The organism is uncultured Senegalimassilia sp., from assembly GCF_934636665.1.
Classification (GTDB): domain Bacteria; phylum Actinomycetota; class Coriobacteriia; order Coriobacteriales; family Eggerthellaceae; genus Senegalimassilia.
Genome location: NZ_CAKUAT010000017.1, coordinates 22,777 through 38,273, shown reverse-complemented (window position 1 = coordinate 38,273; position 15,497 = coordinate 22,777). Strand labels below are relative to the sequence as shown.

Below are 15,497 nucleotides of genomic sequence, written 5' to 3'. Positions count from 1 at the left end.
TCGAAACCCGGCCCTTTCGTTTTCCCACGGCAGCGCGTACGACGCGCAATGCTTAGAACTTGCGGAAGCGTTCGTAGCGCTGGGAAAGCAGCTCCTGCTCGCTCATGCCGCACAGCTCATCAAGAGCCGCCTGCACATAGTCGCGCACGTTGCGCTCGGCAATCAGGGGGTTCTCATGCGCGGGCGCGGGACCCTCGGGAACCACGGCGTCGATGATGCCGAGCTCCAAGGACTCGTGCGCGCTCATCTTCATGACCGCGGCCGCCTCAGGGGCGCGCGTCCTATCCTTCCACAGGATGGAGGCGAAGCCCTCAGGCGAAAGCACCGAATACACCGCGTGCTCCTGCATGGCAACCCGGTTGGCGACGGCGAGCGCCAAGGCGCCGCCCGAACCGCCTTCGCCGAGAAGCACGGTGACCACGGGAACCTTCAGGCCCGCCATAGCCACCAGGTTGTCGGCGATGGCGTTGCCCTGTCCGCGTTCTTCTGCCTCGGTACCGCAGTACGCGCCCTGGGTGTCCACCAGGCACACGATGGGGCGACGGAACTTCTCGGCCTGGCGCATAAGGCGCAACGCCTTGCGATAGCCCTCAGGCTGCGGGCATCCGAAGTTGCGGCGGATGCGCTCCTTGAGGTTCTCGCCCTTCTCCTGGCCGATGACGGTGACGGCGCGCCCGCCAATCCAGCCGATGCCGCCGACGATGGCTCCATCGTCGGCGAACCCGCGGTCGCCATGCAGCTCGACGAAGCCGTCGACGAAGCTTCGGATGTAGGAGATCGCCGTAGGCCTGTGCACGTTGCGGGCGAGCTGCACGCTCTGCCACGCACGGTTTTCCTGCTCATCGGCCGAAGCGGCTGCGACGGCCGACGTCGCCCCCACCTCCAGGGACGTGCCCGCCTCGGCGTCGAACGTGCCGGCGGCGATGGCGCGCTCGACGCGTCGGGATGCACCGGCACGCAAGCTCTCGGGGATCAGCGACGAGGGAATGGCCTCGCGAAGCTTCTCCCACACGGCGCGCTCCTCGATGCTCATAGGCTCGGGGCGCAGGTCGGCATAGGTGACGGTGTTGTACGTTGCCGTGCCGTTTTCCAAGTTGTCGCAGACCGCACGATAGCTAACGAGCACGTCATGGTCGCCGGCGTTGTGCGCGCACCCGGTCGCCTGGCAGGCGGTCGACAGATGCATGGCCAGGATATGGGCCAGCGTGGCACGAAGGTCATGTCGCTCGACGATGGCGTCGATCAAGCCGTGCTCGAGCGCGAACTCGGCGGTTTGGAACCCTTCGGGCAGCTCTTGGCGGATGGTGTCGCGGATGACGCGCTGCCCGGCGAAGCCGATGAGCGCATGGGGCTCGGCCAAGATGATGTCACCGTCCATGGCAAACGATGCGGTGACGCCGCCGGTGGTGGGGTCGGTGATGACCGAGATATAAGGCAGGTGCGCCGCCGCATGACGCTCGATGGCGCACGAGGTCTTCGCCATCTGCATAAGCGAGACGAGGCCCTCCTGCATGCGCGCGCCGCCCGAGGCAGTGAAGATGATCACCGGCAGGTGCTCGGCGGTGGCCCGCTCGAACAGGCGCGTGACCTTCTCCCCCACCACGCTGCCCATGGACCCCATGAAGAAGGTTGACTCCATGATGCCGATGGCGCACTTCAAGCCCGCGATGGAGCCCTGGCCGGTGCGCACGCCCTCCTCAAGCCCGGTTTTCCCGCGCTGAGCCTCAAGCTTGTCAAGATAGCCCGGGAAACCCAACGGGTCGGTTTGGTCGATGACGCGGTCCCATTCCTGGAACGTGCCCGCATCGAGCAGGTCATCGATGCGCTCGTCGGAGGTCATGCGCAGGTACCCGCCGCACGAGGGGCACACGTAATGCCCCGCCGCCAAGCTGGCGCCGTCGAAGGTGAGCTTGCAATGCTTGCAGGTGCGCCACGCGCCGCATACCTCGTCGGTCTTGTCGGTGGTGCACAGCACCCAGCCGAACTGCGGCGAATCGCCCAGCTGCGTGAACACGCGACGGCCAGCCGCCGCCGCGCGGGCCAGAAACGTATCCACGCCCGACAGCACCTGGGCATCCTCGGTCAGCAAGATGACCTGCGCATCGGCTTTCTCGGCGGCCTGCAGCACGGCATAGCCGTTGGAATACAGCGCATCAAGGTGCTTCTCGCCGAGGCTGACCTTCGCATCGGCCGCGCGCAGAGCTGCGTCCGCGCGTTTGTCGTCGGTGCACGCAACGCAGGCCACCATGCCGGCATCCTGCACCGCCATGATGGTGCGCTTCACGGCTTTGCCGCGCGCAACCACAAGGGCGATCGGCGCGGGCGGAATCGCTGCGGATTCGCCCGCCTGCGCGCCGAGGGGCGCCTGGGCGTGCTGCGCGGCCACCCCGGTATAAGCCGACATGTCCGCGGCGTCGACCGCGTTGGGAGCGGTGCCTTCGGAGGTCATGCGCTCGCGCTCCTCTTCCGCGATGCGCGAGAGACGATACGCCACATCGGCATCGTCGACGACGCTTTCGCGTGCATCTCCGGACACGGTGACGAACGAACCCGAACCGTCGAACGAGATGTAGTCCTGCTTGAATAGCTTCATGTCAAACCCCTCGAAAACCCTATGCGCCCTTGGCCATGACGTATTTCTGCGTTGCCGTGGCCGCAACCTGGTCGCCGACGAGCGCCTGCACCTCGGCAACGACCATGCGCGAGGAGTTCTTCACGATATCAGCCTTCAGGGTGAGCACGTCGCCGGGCTGCACCTGGTGGCGGAACTTCGCCTTGTCGATGCCGGCGAAAAAGCCCAGCACGCCGGGCTCATCGCGACCGACAAGAGCGCAAAACGATGCGGTTTGCGCGAGCGCCTCCATGATGATGACGCCCGGCAGCACCGGATGCCCGGGAAAATGGCCCGCGAACAGGGGCAGTTCGGGGTCGACATCGAGCTCGGCGGTGATGCTTGCCCCGGGCTCGCATTCGAGCACGCGGCTGACCCACACGAACGGGTCTCGATGCGGCAAGACGCGCTCGATGACGTCGCGGCCGCAGGGGTATTGGATGGTTTCCATGGGTAGATCCTTAGAATGGGGCGCGGCTGCGCCCGCTGAATGGGAGGGGATGCGACGCTGCGTCTTAGAAAGGCGAGATGGCGAGCACGGCGTTGTGACCGCCGAAGCCCAGCGAGTTCGACAGCGCCACCTTCTGCGGATAGCCCGTCTTCGCCTCGGTGAGCACGTTGACGGGGCAGTCGGGATCGGGCTGCGCGAAGCCCGTGGTGGGCGGCACGCATTCGTTGGCGACGGAAAGCGCCGTGACGATGGCCTCGACCGCGCCGGCAGCGCCGAGCGTATGGCCCGTCGTCCCCTTCACGGACACCACCGGCACCTTACGACCCCCCTCTTCGCCGCACAGAGCAAGCAGCGCATGCGACTCGGTGGAATCGTTGGCCGGAGTGGCCGTGCCGTGGGCGTTGACGTGGCCAAGGTCCGCGGGCGTGAAGCCGCCTTCGGACAGCGCCTGGAGCATGGCGCGCTGGATGCCCTCGCCCGAAGGCTCGGGGGCGGTCATGTGGTAAGCATCGCCCGTGGAGCCGAAGCCCGTGATCTCGGCCAAGGGCTTCGCACCGCGCGCCAGGGCGTGCTCGAGGGATTCGAGCACCACGGCGCCGGCGCCTTCGCCCGCCACGAAACCGCAGCGACGCTCATCGAAGGGCAGCGAGGCCTGGGCGGGATCGTCGACCTTGGCAAGGGCGCCCAGGTTGGCGAAACCGGCGATGCAGATGGGGTTGACCGACTCCTCCGAGCCGCCCGCAAGCGCCATATCGGCGTACCCGTGGCGGATGGAGCGCACAGCGGCGCCGATGTTGTGCGCACCGGTGGCGCAAGCGGTGGTCACGTCGATGCACTCGCCGCGCATGCCGTAGCGGATGGCCAGGTGACCTGCCGCGATGTTGCCGATCATGGTGGGCACGAACAGCGGGCTCACGCGCTTGGGACCCTTATCGTGCAGCGTGTAGAAGCCGTTTTCCAGTTCGTCGATGCCGCCGATGCCCGCGCCGAAGATGACGGCCGCGCGCGTGGGGTCCTCCTGCTCCATATCGATGCCGGACTGGGCCATGGCCTCGTCGGCGGCCACAATGGCGTACTGGACGAAGCGCTCGAAGCGGCGCGCCTCCTTCTTGGACAGCCCATACTCGGTCGGGTCGAAGTCACGCACCTCGCCCGCCACGTGCACATCGAACGCTTCATGATCGAAGTGCGAAATGGCGCCGATGCAGCAACGCTTGCCCATCACCGCATCCCACAGCGCGTCCACGCCGACGCCGGCGGGCGTGACCGCGCCCATACCGGTGATGACCACGCGGTGGGTGCCGTCGGGACGGCGCGTTGCGGACGTATCGATTACCTGACTCATAGTGCCAAACCTCCATCGATGCAGATGACCTGCCCGGTAATGTAGCCGGATTCCTCGCTTGCCAAAAAGCCCACCAGATGGGCGACGTCGTCCACCGTGCCGAAGCGCTTCATGGGGATCTGCTCGCCGATGGCCTCGCGCTGCTTTTCGGACAGGGCGTCGGTCATGTCGGTGGAGATGAAGCCGGGGGCGACGGCGTTGGCCGTGACGCCGCGGGCTGCAAGCTCGCGGGCGATGGTCTTCGTCAGCCCGATGACGCCCGCCTTCGATGCCGCGTAGTTCGCCTGGCCGGCGTTGCCGCCGACGCCGGAGATGGATGACATGTTCACGATGCGCCCGTAGCGCTGCTTCATCATGATCTTGCCGGCGGCGCGGCAGATATGGAAGGTGCCCTTCAGGTTCACATCGATGACGCGGTCGAAGTCGTCGTCTTTCATGCGCACCATAAGCCCGTCGCGGGTGATACCGGCGTTGTTGACCACGGCATCCAAGCGGCCGAAGGCCTCGTGCGCCTGCTCGACCAGCGCGTTCGCCTGGGCTTCATCGGCCACGCTTGCCGCGATGGCCTCTACCTGCACGCCATGTTCGCCGGCGATGCGGCTAGCCTGCTCGCGCAGCGCGGGAAGGCCCGCCTCGCTCGAACAGTTCAGCGCCACGTTGAAGCCGGCAGCCGCCAGCTGCTCGGCGACCGCAAGGCCGATACCGCGCGAGCTGCCGGTGACAAGGGCCGCGCGGCGGGTGGTATCTTGAGATTCGCTCATGTGCTATTCCTTATCCTCGGCGTATTCGGAAACGAAGGCATCGAAGGACGCCGCATCCTGGATGCAGGGGCGCGCCGCCTTGCGGTCGATGCGTTTGACCAGGTTCGACAGCACCCCGCCGAAGCCGACTTCGGCGAACACGGAGGCGCCCTGATCGGCCAGGGCTTGCACGCTTTGCTCGAAGCGCACCGGATGGGTCAGATGATCGACCAGATGGCGTCGCGCCGCCTCGGCGGAAAGCGGCTGCGCATCGGTGTTGCAGATCAGCGGGACGGAAGGCTGCTTGAAATCCACCTTCGCCAGATACGCGTCAAACTCATCGGCGGCCGACTGCATAAGCGGGCTATGGAACGCACCGGAGGTGGCCAGGCGGGCACACCGCTTGCCTGCCGCCTCCCAGGCGGCTTCGGCGCGCTCGACGGCGGCCAGTTCTCCCGATATGACGATCTGGCCCGGGCAATTGAAGTTCGCGGGCACGAGCACCTGGCCCTGCGCGCACTCTTCGCACAGCTGAGCGACCGATTCGCCGTCGGCTTTGAGCAGCGCGCTCATCACGCCCGGACGCTCGGCAGCGGCCTGCGCCATAAGGCGAGCGCGCTCGGCAACGAAAGAGAACGTTTCCTCATAGGTGAGCATGCCCGAAACCGCCAGGGCGCTGACCTGCCCCAACGAGAATCCGAGCACGGCCTGCGGCTGCACACCGCGCGCCTGCAGGGCAGAGGCGATGCCCACGGACAGCGCGCAGGTGGCCGGCTGCGCATACCGCGTGTCGTTGAGCTTTTCGACAGGAGCGCTGGTCATAAGGTCGGCTACGTCGTAGCCGAGCACGTCGGAAGCGCAATCGAGCACCGCCTTGACCTCGGGAATGCCGAACAGGCTCTCGCCCATGCCGGGCTTTTGGGCGCCTTGGCCCGAGAACATGAATACCGGGTTCATACCGACCCCCTACCCGCGCGCCGCGTTGGCGTCGGCGGCCTGCTGGAGGTTGCGCGCGCCGACGGCCTGCGCCTGCGCCATCAGCTCATCGATGACCTCCTGCGCGGTCTTGCGCTCATGCACAAGCGCGGCAACCTGGCCGGCCATCATGGAGCCGTTGTCCACATCGCCCTCCACGGCACGACGCAGACTGCCCACATACATGGCCTCGAGCTCGTCGCCGTTCTTGGTCAGGTCGGCCTCCAGCTTGCGGACGTTGCGAGAGAACTTGTTCTTCAGGCAACGGACGGGATGGCCGCTGCCGCGTCCCGTGACGATGGTGTCCGAGTCCTTAGCGGCCAAAACGCGCTCTTTGTACGCATCGGAAACGGTGCACTCCTCAACGGTGAGGAAGCGCGTCCCCATCTGCACGCCCTCGGCGCCCAGCGCGAACGCGGCCGCCACACCGCGCCCATCGGCGATGCCGCCGGCCGCGATGACGGGGATGGAAACGGTGTCGCACACCGCAGGGACCAGGGCCATGGTGGTAAGCTCGCCCACGTGCCCGCCGCTTTCGGTGCCCTCGGCCACGACGGCGTCGGCGCCCAGGCGCTCCATGCGCTTGGCGAGCGCGGTGGTGGCGACGACGGGGATGACCTTGATGCCGGCCTCTTTCCACATCTCCATATAGTTGGCGGGGCTGCCGGCGCCGGTGGTGATCACGTCGATCTTCAGATCGACGAGCAGCCGGGCAAGCTCGGCGGCATTCGGGTCCATGAGCATGACGTTGGCGCCGATGGGGTTGCCGGTGATCTTGCGAGCAGCCGCCACCTGCTGTTCCACCCATTCAAGCGGGGCGCCTCCGCAGGCGATGATGCCAAGGCCGCCGGCGGCGCTGACGGCGCCGGCTAAGCTGGCATCGGCGATGCGCGCCATGGCGCCCTGGATGATGGGCGCTTCAATGCCCAAAAGCTCGGTGATACGGGTATTCATATACATAGATCCTATTCACGAAATATTACTTCGAACACGCCTGATAAGGCGGGAACCGCGTACCCGAAAATGGTAGTGCAAACGGTAGGGTTTTCAAGGCAAACGGAATCTCGTTCACGTTTTCTTCGGTCGGGAAAACAAAGTCCCACGCCTGTGACGTGGGACTTTGCAATCATCTTATTTCACTTGCGCAGCATTTCGACCCGTGACTTGAACTTGTTCATGCAAGGCGGAAATCAAGACGGCCCGCCCGGGCGTCCGCAGCCTCAAGGACCACATCCACACGCTGGCCCAACCGGAACACGCGTCCGCTGTCCTGACCGACCAGCATGCAACCCGCTGCATCGAGGGCGAAATATTCGCCGCCTAAATGCCTGGCCGCCACCAGCCCTTCCGCGGTGTTGTCGAGCTTCACGTACATGCCGTACGCAGCAACCCCCGACACCACCGCCGTGAAGACCTGCCCGATGAAGCGGGACATGTACTCGGCAAGCTTGAGCTCCTGCGACTTGCGGGCCGCCTTCTCGGCAACGCGCTCCATATCCGAGGAATGCTCCGCGATCCAAGGCAGCGCCGCGACCTCCTGCTCGAAACGCTGCGGACGGCGCGTCAGCTGCGCGCGCAGCATGCGATGCACCACAAGGTCAGGGTAACGGCGAATAGGGCTGGTGAAATGCGCATACGCCGAACTTGCCAAGCCGTAATGCCCTTCGCATTCAGGCTTGTAGCACGCGCGCTTCATAGCGCGCAGCACGAGCGCCTGCACAAGGTCGGCCTCAAGGCGCCCCTGGCTTTCCGAAAGCACCTGCTGCACGGCGTGCACATCGCCGGCCACGAAACGCTCGGGGCTGATGCGACCGAACCAGCTGAACTCCGAGAGCACGGGAAGCAACGCCGCAAGGCTGTCCGGCGAAGGCTTCTCGTGCACGCGGTACAAGGCGGGGAAATCGCGCTCGTGCAGATGCGCCGCCACCACCTCGTTGGCCAAGATCATGGCCTCCTCGACCAGGCTGGTGGCCTGGTTCTTCACGCGCAGGTCCACCCCGCAGGGCTTGCCCGACGCGTCGAGGATCACGCGGGCCTCGGGGAACTCGAAGTCAAGGCCGCCGGCAGCTTGCCGGTACGCGATGCGCGCCTGGGCGAAACCGCTCAGGCTCCTCACGCGCTGCATGATGGCTTCGTCGATATCCTGACCTACCGCGCAGCCTTTCAGGCCGTCGAGCGTGCCGGAAGCGCCGAGCGGCGCGCCCTGCAGCGCATCGAGAACCTGGTTGTACGTCAGACGAGCGCATGAGCGCATGAGCGCCGGGTACAGGTCGTAGCCGACGGGCCTCCAGTCCTCGTCAAGGTATACGTCACACGTCATGCACCTGCGGGTCTCGCCGGGATTGAGCGAGCACAAGCCGTTGGAAAGCTGCTCGGGCAGCATGGGGATGACGCGATCGACCAGGTAAACGCTGGTTGCGCGGCGCCGAGCATCAAGGTCGAGCGAGCTGTTCCACTCCACATAATGCGACACGTCGGCGATATGGATGCCCAAGCGCCACGCGGCGCCGTGCTTGCGGAAGTCCTCCGCGGGCTCCAGGGAAAGCGCATCGTCGAAATCCCGGGCATCTGCCGGGTCGATGGTGAACACCATGCGATCGCGGATATCGCGGTACCCCGCGGCAAGAGCGCCCACTTCGTCGAGAACCGCCGCATCGGCCTGCGCCAAGGCGCCTTCCGAGAACACGGTTTCAAGCTTGGCGCGAGCGATGATGGATTCAACGGAGACGGTTGCCTCGTCGGCCATGCCGAGCACTTCTTCGATAACGCCGCACGCGGCCTCATGCCGAGACGGGTACGCCGTCATGCGAACGCGCACAAGCGCCCCATCGGGGATATCCGGCGAATCGGCGCGCATGGTGAAAATGTCATAGGGGATGTTATGGTCCTCGGGCACCACCACGCCGAAAGGCTCGGCAACCTCATAGCGCCCCACCACGGTGTCATGCGCTCGGTCGATAACGCGCAGCACGCGCGCCGCCGGCCGGTCGACGTGCGCGCCGCCAGACGCGCCTCGCGCGGGAAGCGGCGCTACTTCCACCAAGTCGCCGTCGAAAGCGCCGGCCATCTTCGATTCCGGGATGAAGTATTCCCCTTCCGCCGTCCGCACGAAGCCGAACGACCCCGCATGGACCACTAAAACGCCGTGAGGATTGGGGCGCGGGCGGCGACGCGTGTGCTTGCGCGTGCGACCCATCTACTCACGCACCATGGATTGCGCGGTCTCCATGGCCAACGACTTCTGATTGTCGTCATCGTCGGAGCGGCCGATGGAGATGTCGGGGTTGATGCCCAGCCCATCGATGTCATGATCGAGGGGGCTTTTGTAGTACGCGGCCGTATAGCGCAGCGCGCCACCGAACGTGAGCTCATGGGTAACCTGCACCGAGCCCTTGCCCAGCGTAGTGGTGCCCACGATGGTGGCTCGTTCGTTATCCTTCAACGACGCGGCGATGACCTCGGCCGAAGACGAGGTGTTGCCGTTGACGAGCACTACCAGAGGCTTGTCAGTAAGCACGTCGCCTGTAGCGTTTTTCGTGGTCTCATCCGAGCTCTTCGTGGTGATGCGCACGATGGTGCCGCTTTTGATGAAGTAGCTGGAGATATCCACGGCTTGCGTGAGGTATCCGCCAGGGTTGTCGCGCAGGTCAAGAACATAGGACTGCGCCCCCCTTGCATCCAGATCGACGATGGCTTGCCGCACGAGCTGTGCGGAATTCTGCGTGATCTGCTTCAGCTGGATATAGCCAACGTTGTTCGTGAGCTCGGTGGCGACGTTTTTGACCGTTTGGTCCGTGACGGTGAGCGTAGTGGTGAACTCGGTGCCTTTGGTGTCGTCAAGCGAGGAGCCGCGCCGCCAGGTGATGACCACCTGCGAGCCCTGGTCGCGCTTGATCGCCTGGGTGACCTCCGAAGCGGTCCAAGCATGGCTGCGGTCGCCATCGATGGAAACCACCACGTCATTGGTTTGCACGTCGGCCATCTGCGCCGGCGATCCCTCAAACACGTCGACCGCGTAAGCGCTTCCATTGTATTCGCTGAACAGCACGCCGACGCCGCCGCCGTTGTCGGAAGCGTCAGAGGTAGACGATGAAGCGGCGAAGCGGCTTGCGTCGTAATAGCGCAGATACGGGTCCTGCGTGGACACGGCGAACGCATCGAGCATCTTGGTGGTAGCGGTGTCAAGATCATAGGAATCAAGGCTGTCCTTGTTCACGATGGTCTCCACCTCGCCCACGCGAGCAGAAAGCGAATTGTAGGTTTGCTGCGTTTGCGCGGCCTTCGCCTTCGCATCCTGAGTGCCCGTGAGCTGCGTAAGGCCCAGCGCATCGAGCAACTCCACGTCTCCGCGAACGGCGAAGCCGCCGACAAATGCGGCGGCTACGACGATGATCAAGCTAAACAGCTTCGCGAGCTTTATGTTGCGGGCCCGCGCCTTGCGCGCGGACGCCGCCATGTTGGCCAGTTTATCGGTATGCCTTGGCATGCATGCTCCTCAAGCGCTACACCTTCAGATAACGACGCATGGCGAATGCCGAGCCGATCAGGCCGATGACCAGACCGAACACCGCAAGCATCACATAGAACATCGCGAACGTGCCGGCGGAAAGGTCGATGGGCAGCCACGTGAGCGCTTCCTGCAGCTTAGGCATGGCCACGTTGCGCAGGACCTCGAGAGTGCCGATGGCAAGCGCGGCGCCGACGATGGCGTGCAGCGCACCCTCCATGAGGAAAGGCCCTCGGATGAACCCGTTGGAGGCGCCCACCAGGCGCATGATGGCGATCTCCTTGCGGCGAGCCAAAATGGCCAAGCGGATGGTGTTGTTGATGAACACCAGCGCGATGAAGATGAGCAGGCCCACGAGCGCCACGCCGATGACGCGCACATAGCTGGTCAGCTGGAACAGGCGATCGACCGTCTTCTCGCCGTAACGCAGCGAATCGGAGGGGTCGGAGGGGTTGTCGCAGATCTTCTGGAACGTCTTGTTCGCCTCGATCTGGGAGGCGACGTCCTCGACCATCTTCGGGTCGGACAGCTCGACGTCGATGGAAGCCGGCAGCGGGTTCTGCCCGTCGAGCGACTCGGCGATATCGGAGCTGGAGGACGCCTTGAAGTTCTCAAGCGCCTGCTCCTTATCGGTGTAGCTGACGTTGGCGACCGACGACATGGATTTAATCTCGGATTGCAGCGACTGCACGTCAGAGCTGGAAGCGCTATCGGAGATCCACACCGTGATGTTGACTTCCTGCTCCACGGACTTCACCACGTTGTTGACCACCGAACCGCCCACCAAGAAGATGCCGATGATGAGCAACGACAAGAAGATGGTGACGATGGAACCGAGCGCAGTGGAAAGATTGCGCGTGAAGCCGGTAAGCGACTCTTTGAGGAAATAGAAGAAACTAGACATCGAAACCGTACACCCCTCGATCTTGGTCGCGCGTCAGGTTGCCGCGGTCGAGCGCGATAACGCGGCGACGCATGTTGTCCACCATCTCGCGGTCATGGGTTGCCACGACCACCGTGGTGCCGGTGCGGTTGATTCGCTCGAGCAGGTCCATGATGCCGCGCGAGGTTTGCGGGTCAAGGTTGCCCGTGGGCTCGTCGCAGATGAGGATGGGAGGACGGTTCACGATGGCGCGCGCGATGGACACGCGCTGCTGCTCGCCGCCGGAAAGCTGATCGGGACGCTTGTTGAGCTTGTCCTGCAGGCCGACCAGGCGCAGAACCTCTGGGACCTGCGTTTTGATGACGTGACGGGACTTGCCGATTACCTCGAGCGCGAACGCCACGTTCTCGAACACCGTTTTGTTCGGAAGCAGCTTGAAGTCCTGGAACACGCAGCCGATGTTGCGGCGCAGGTACGGCACGCGCCAGTTGCGCATGTTCGCAAGATCCTCATCGGCGATGTAGATATGGCCCTGCGTGGGCTTTACCTCGCGGATGAGCATGCGGATGAAGGTGGTTTTGCCGGAACCGGAATGACCGACCAGGAACACGAACTCGCCGGCGAAGATCTGCAAGGAGACGTCGTTGAGGGCCGGTTTGTTAGGCTGAGCCGGGTACACCTTGGTCACATGGTCGAACGTGATGACGGGCGTACCCGACTGCTGCGGGGTATCTTCAATCTCAAGCGTCGGAAGCGACGCGGACAGCTGCGATGTCACCTGTCGCGGCGGCGCAGCATGGGCGCCTGCACGCCTTTGCGGGCGCACGGGAGCCGCATGGCTCATATCGTTCGTCACAGTTTGCTCCATTCATGTAGTGATGTACTGAGACGAAGACGATTCTATCAGATGCCCTACTTGAGCGTGAGGCTTTTCACAGCTTTGACAATCGCCTTGGAGTCCAGGCCGAAGTACGCCATAAGCTCCTCGAACTCGCCGGATTTGCCGAAACGGTCGTCCATGCCCACGAAGCGCATGGGGACCGGGCACTCCTCAGCAAGCGCGCGCGACACGGCCGTGCCCAGACCGCCGTGGATGCTGTGCTCCTCGGCGACGACCACGCGACCGGTCTTGCGAGCGGAGGCAACGATGGTGGCACGGTCGAGGGGCTTGATGGAGAATGCGTCGATGACCTCGGCGGACACGCCTTCGGCGGCAAGCTCGTCGGCGGCGGCCAGGGCCTGCTCCACCTCTACGCCGCAGGCAACGATGGTGACATCGGAGCCCTCGCGCAGCGTGTAGGCGCGACCGAGCTCAAGCTCGACGCCGTCGGCGTACACGGCCGGCACGCTGGCGCGGCCCATGCGCACATACACCGGGCCCGGAGTTTCAGCGGCCAGGCGGATGGCAGCGCAAGCAGCGGCGTAGTCCGCCGGCACGAGCACGCGCATGTGCGGAAGGCCTGCCATAAGCGAGATATCCTCGAGCATCTGGTGGCTGCCGCCGTCAGGACCCACGGACACGCCTGCGTGCGTGGGAGCGATCTTGACGTTCAGGTCGGAATAGCACACGGTGTTGCGGATCTGATCGTAGGCGCGACCGGTACCGAACACGGCGAAGCTGCCGGTGAACGCGATGTTGCCGGTGGTTGCAAGGCCCGCTGCCACATCGATCATGTTCTGCTCGGCGATGCCGCAGTTGAACAGACGGTCGGCGTAGCCGGCCTTCGCGAACTTGGCCGTGGTGGTGGAGCCGGTCAGGTCGGCGTCGACGGCGACGACGGGCACGCCTTCGCCGGCAAGCTCTGCCAGCGTAGCACCGTATGCCGCGCGCGTGGCGCGCTTGACCTGGGACTGTTCTGCATTTGCAAGCGTAACCATCGCTTATGCCTCCTTACGTGCGGCCTCGAGCTCGGCAACCGCCTGCTCGGTCTGCTCGGCGTTGGGCGCCTTGCCGTGCCAGCCTGCCTGGTTTTCCATGAACGACACGCCGCGGCCCTTGATGGTGTTGGCCACCAGAACGTGCGGGCGGCCGTCGACGGCGCGCTTAGCGGCGTTCAGGGCCTCGACGAGCGCGTCGATGTCGTGGCCGTCCACCTGGCTGGCCTCCCAGCCGAACGCGGAGAACTTGGCGCACATGTCGCCGGGGTCGCACACGTCGGCGGTGTCGCCATCGATCTGCAGATGGTTGCGGTCGACGATGGCCACGAGGTTGTCCAGGTTCTCATGGGCGGCCCACATGGCGGCCTCCCAGACCTGGCCCTCCTCGCACTCGCCGTCGCCGAGCAGGCAGAACACGCGCTGGGGCTTGCCCGCCAGTTTCAGGCCGGCGGCCATGCCGGCGGCGATGGACAGGCCCTGGCCGAGAGAGCCGGTGGAAACCTCGACGCCCGGGCACAGGTTGCAGTCGGGATGGCCCTGCAGGCGCGTGCCCAGCTTGCGCAGCGTCTTGAGCTCCTCGCGCGGGAAGTAGCCGGCGTGCGCGAGCGCCGCGTACAGCGCAGGCGCCGCATGGCCCTTCGCCAGGATGAACCGGTCGCGGTCCTCCCATTTCGGCTGCTCCGGATCATGATCCATCACGCCGCCGAAATACAGCGCGGTGAGGATGTCGGTGCACGAAAGCGAGCCGCCGGGATGTCCGCTTCCCGCCTCGGCGATCATGCGCACGATGTCGATGCGCATATCGCATGCCCGCTGCTCAAGCTCGGTCATTGCTTGTCCTTTCGTCGTTTTGACGCTTTCACTATCAACAGGGAACGCGGTTGCCCGCATCCCGCTATCGCTATACCATGGCTCCCCCGCCCGCGCCGCTGCGCCGGCAAGAGAACGGCGCTCGAAGCCGCTTCATGCGCCTGCGAGCACCTTGAAGGCTACTCCTGCGACACGCGCCACTTATGGTAGCCCACCACGAACTGGTCGATGTCGCCGTCGAGCACCGCGTCCACGTTGCCCGTTTCCACGCCGCTGCGCACGTCCTTGACCAGCTGATACGGGAACAACACGTAGTTGCGGATCTGGCTGCCGAAGCTGTTCTCCATGCGCTCGCCTCGCAGCTCGTCGATCTGATCGCGGCGTTTCTGCTGCTCGATCTCGTAGAGCTTGGATTTCAGCACGCGGATGGCGGCATCCTTGTTCTGCAGCTGCGACTTCTCGTTTTGGCACGTGACGACGATGCCCGTAGGCATGTGGGTCAAGCGCACGGCCGAGTCGGTGGTGTTGACGCACTGGCCGCCCGGTCCGCTGGAGCGGTACACGTCCACGCGCACGTCGTTCATATCGAGGTTGACCTCGATATCGTCGGGGAGCACGGGGAGCACCTCGACGGCGGCGAAGGTGGTGTGGCGACGCTGCTTGACGTCGGTAGGGCTGATACGCACCAGGCGGTGCACGCCGTTCTCGCTGCGCAGCATGCCATAGGCCAAACGACCCTCGATCTGCAGGGTGGCCTTGTTCAGGCCGACGGCCTCCGCGCCGGGGACCAGGTCGAGGACCTTGACCTTCCAGCCCTTAGAATCCGCATAGCGGCTGTACATGTTGTACAGCATCTCGGTCCAGTCCTGGGCTTCCAAGCCACCTTGACCGGGGCTGACGGTGAGGATGCAGTCGCCGTCGTCGAAACGCCCGGAGAACCAGCTTTCCACCTCAAGGGCGTCGAGCTTGCCATCAAGCTCATCCAAGGTTTGCTGCACCTCTTCGGCGAACAGGGGGTCCTCCCCTGCCAGCTCGTGCGCGGCGCGGGCGTCATCGAGCAACGAGACGGCCGCGTTGTACGCGTCGATGGTGTCGCGCAGGGAGCTTGCCTGCTTCGACACGGTTTGCGCGCGCTGCGCATCGTCCCAGAAGCCCGCCTGCGCGATCTGCGCATCGAGCGCCGTGAGCTGGGCGGTTTTGTCATCGATGTGCAGGAAACCGTGCGCGTCGGCGACGCGCTGGGCGACCTGCTCGATATCTTTCAGTTCTTTATCTGCCATAGTTGTTCCATACTACC

13 protein-coding genes are annotated in these 15,497 nt (G+C 64.8%); all 13 read right to left on the bottom strand.

Annotation, left to right across the window (positions count from 1 at the left end; translation table 11 throughout):
- Positions 1-52: 52 nt before the first annotated feature.
- A complete protein-coding gene (locus tag Q0G75_RS07650; protein ID WP_294416364.1) occupies positions 53-2,593 on the bottom strand; it encodes an acetyl-CoA carboxylase carboxyltransferase subunit alpha in 2,541 nt (846 codons plus the stop codon).
- A 19-nt stretch (positions 2,594-2,612) separates the two neighbouring features.
- Positions 2,613-3,062, bottom strand: coding sequence for a 3-hydroxyacyl-ACP dehydratase FabZ (gene fabZ / locus Q0G75_RS07645; RefSeq protein ID WP_294416362.1), 450 nt, complete (start codon positions 3,060-3,062; stop codon positions 2,613-2,615).
- Positions 3,063-3,126: 64 nt separating this feature from the next.
- The gene (gene fabF / locus Q0G75_RS07640) at positions 3,127-4,407 is read right to left on the bottom strand and encodes a beta-ketoacyl-ACP synthase II (RefSeq protein WP_294416361.1); all 1,281 of its coding nucleotides are present in this window, start codon (positions 4,405-4,407) and stop codon (positions 3,127-3,129) included.
- Complete coding sequence (fabG, locus tag Q0G75_RS07635) at positions 4,404-5,168, bottom strand: 3-oxoacyl-[acyl-carrier-protein] reductase (protein ID WP_294416359.1); 765 nt, start codon at positions 5,166-5,168, stop codon at positions 4,404-4,406. Before fabG ends, fabF begins: the two co-directional genes overlap by 4 nt.
- Before the next feature lie 3 nt (positions 5,169-5,171).
- Positions 5,172-6,104 (bottom strand): ACP S-malonyltransferase, encoded by a 933-nt coding sequence (gene fabD, locus Q0G75_RS07630; protein WP_294416357.1) that lies wholly within the window; start codon positions 6,102-6,104, stop codon positions 5,172-5,174.
- 9 nt (positions 6,105-6,113) lie between these two features.
- The gene (locus tag Q0G75_RS07625; protein ID WP_294416356.1) at positions 6,114-7,076 is read right to left on the bottom strand and encodes a DUF561 domain-containing protein; all 963 of its coding nucleotides are present in this window, start codon (positions 7,074-7,076) and stop codon (positions 6,114-6,116) included.
- A gap of 220 nt (positions 7,077-7,296) precedes the next feature.
- Positions 7,297-9,318 (bottom strand): ribonuclease R, encoded by a 2,022-nt coding sequence (gene rnr / locus Q0G75_RS07620; RefSeq protein ID WP_294416354.1) that lies wholly within the window; start codon positions 9,316-9,318, stop codon positions 7,297-7,299.
- A complete protein-coding gene (locus Q0G75_RS07615) occupies positions 9,319-10,608 on the bottom strand; it encodes a S41 family peptidase (RefSeq protein WP_294416352.1) in 1,290 nt (429 codons plus the stop codon).
- Positions 10,609-10,624: 16 nt separating this feature from the next.
- Positions 10,625-11,533: a permease-like cell division protein FtsX gene (gene ftsX, locus Q0G75_RS07610; RefSeq protein ID WP_294416351.1), complete on the bottom strand. Its 909-nt coding sequence runs from the start codon at positions 11,531-11,533 to the stop codon at positions 10,625-10,627.
- Entirely contained in the window at positions 11,526-12,368 is an 843-nt protein-coding gene (gene ftsE / locus Q0G75_RS07605) for a cell division ATP-binding protein FtsE (protein WP_042433871.1), read from the bottom strand. The genes ftsX and ftsE overlap by 8 nt, the downstream gene beginning before the upstream one ends.
- 56 nt (positions 12,369-12,424) lie before the next feature.
- Positions 12,425-13,390, bottom strand: coding sequence for a transketolase C-terminal domain-containing protein (locus Q0G75_RS07600; protein ID WP_294380797.1), 966 nt, complete (start codon positions 13,388-13,390; stop codon positions 12,425-12,427).
- A gap of 3 nt (positions 13,391-13,393) precedes the next feature.
- Positions 13,394-14,221, bottom strand: a complete 828-nt coding sequence (locus Q0G75_RS07595) for a transketolase (protein WP_365910959.1) — start codon at positions 14,219-14,221, stop codon at positions 13,394-13,396.
- Positions 14,222-14,379: 158 nt separating this feature from the next.
- A complete protein-coding gene (gene prfB, locus Q0G75_RS07590; protein ID WP_294416348.1) occupies positions 14,380-15,480 on the bottom strand; it encodes a peptide chain release factor 2 in 1,101 nt (366 codons plus the stop codon).
- Between the last annotated feature and the right edge of the window lie 17 nt (positions 15,481-15,497).

Bases quoted from the DNA above. Each gene is read 5' to 3' on its own strand.
- prfB (WP_294416348.1), bottom strand. From the start codon at position 15,480: ATGGCAGATAAAGAACTGAAAGATATCGAGCAGGTCGCCCAGCGCGTC.
- Q0G75_RS07600 (WP_294380797.1), bottom strand. From the start codon at position 13,390: ATGGTTACGCTTGCAAATGCAGAACAGTCCCAGGTCAAGCGCGCCACG.
- fabD (WP_294416357.1), bottom strand. From the start codon at position 6,104: ATGAACCCGGTATTCATGTTCTCGGGCCAAGGCGCCCAAAAGCCCGGC.
- fabF (WP_294416361.1), bottom strand. From the start codon at position 4,407: ATGAGTCAGGTAATCGATACGTCCGCAACGCGCCGTCCCGACGGCACC.
- rnr (WP_294416354.1), bottom strand. From the start codon at position 9,318: ATGGGTCGCACGCGCAAGCACACGCGTCGCCGCCCGCGCCCCAATCCT.
- Q0G75_RS07650 (WP_294416364.1), bottom strand. From the start codon at position 2,593: ATGAAGCTATTCAAGCAGGACTACATCTCGTTCGACGGTTCGGGTTCG.
- ftsX (WP_294416351.1), bottom strand. From the start codon at position 11,533: ATGTCTAGTTTCTTCTATTTCCTCAAAGAGTCGCTTACCGGCTTCACG.
- Q0G75_RS07625 (WP_294416356.1), bottom strand. From the start codon at position 7,076: ATGAATACCCGTATCACCGAGCTTTTGGGCATTGAAGCGCCCATCATC.
- fabZ (WP_294416362.1), bottom strand. From the start codon at position 3,062: ATGGAAACCATCCAATACCCCTGCGGCCGCGACGTCATCGAGCGCGTC.
- Q0G75_RS07595 (WP_365910959.1), bottom strand. From the start codon at position 14,221: ATGACCGAGCTTGAGCAGCGGGCATGCGATATGCGCATCGACATCGTG.
- fabG (WP_294416359.1), bottom strand. From the start codon at position 5,168: ATGAGCGAATCTCAAGATACCACCCGCCGCGCGGCCCTTGTCACCGGC.
- Q0G75_RS07615 (WP_294416352.1), bottom strand. From the start codon at position 10,608: ATGCCAAGGCATACCGATAAACTGGCCAACATGGCGGCGTCCGCGCGC.